Annotated in this window: 1 protein-coding gene and 1 pseudogene; both read left to right on the forward strand. The window is 64.8% G+C overall.

Annotated features, from left to right (window positions below):
* Positions 1-488, forward strand: a pseudogene (locus tag I5I_RS00075) (FtsX-like permease family protein); the annotation flags it as partial.
* An 80-nt stretch (positions 489-568) separates the two neighbouring features.
* Positions 569-1,000, forward strand: coding sequence for an SsrA-binding protein SmpB (gene smpB, locus I5I_RS00080; protein ID WP_051039399.1), 432 nt, complete (start codon positions 569-571; stop codon positions 998-1,000).
* Positions 1,001-1,026 lie beyond the last annotated feature (26 nt).

Consider the following 1,026-nt stretch of genomic DNA (forward strand, 5'->3'; position numbering starts at 1 on the left):
AAGGCCGACGTCATCACTGAGGCTTTCAACGGGATGGCCGGTGTGGAGGAGTGAAGAACCAGCTGCAGTATCTCGAGCCGCTGTTCTCCGCCCTCACGATCGCCACCTACATCGCCGTCGGCATCGCCGTGCTGATGCTGATCGCGGCCGTGCTCTTGATCGCGACCACCATCCGGCTGTCCGCGTACGCGCGACGGCGGGAGGTGGGCATCATGCGACTGGTCGGCGCCTCGAACCGCTTCATCCAGACGCCGTTCGTGCTCGAAGGCGTCTTCGCGGCGTTCATCGGATCGCTCATGGCGGGCGCCGCGATCGTCGTGGGTGTGCACTTCGGTGTGGGGGAGTACCTGAAGGGCCGCGTGAGCTTCATCACCGATTGGATCGACATGGGGGATGCCGCCATCGTCATCCCGGTCATCATCGTCATCGGCCTGGTGCTGGCGGCGTTGTCGGCGAGCTTCGCGATCCGTCGGTGGCTGCGGGCGTGAGATAGACTGACGGGCTGCCGTGTCCGCGGCATCCCGTCGTTCGTCGGCGGAACAACGCCATCCACCACAGAGGATCAACCATGCCCAGGGAACGCGGGGAGAAGGTCGTCGCGACCAACCGTCGCGCGCACCACGACTACACCATCGAGAAGACGTACGAAGCGGGCCTCGTGCTCACGGGTACCGAGGTGAAGTCTTTGCGTCAGGGCCGGGCCAACCTGTCGGACGGATACGCCTACATCGACGGGGGCCAGGCCTACCTCGATGCCGTGCACATCCCGGAGTACTCGCAGGGGCACTGGACCAATCACGCCTCCAAGCGCACACGCAAGCTGCTGCTGCACAAGGACGAGATCGTCAAGCTGTCGCACGCCGTCAGCGCCGGCGGGTACACGTTGGTTCCGTTGAAGCTCTACTTCTCCGACGGGCGGGCGAAGGTCGAGATCGCGATCGCCAAGGGCAAGCGCGAGTACGAGAAGCGGCAGACGATCCGCGAGCGCGAAGGACTCTAGAGGATCCCCGGGACCGAGCTCGAATC

Origin of the sequence: Microbacterium sp. B24, from assembly GCF_000333415.1 — a bacterium.
Taxonomy (GTDB): domain Bacteria; phylum Actinomycetota; class Actinomycetes; order Actinomycetales; family Microbacteriaceae; genus Microbacterium.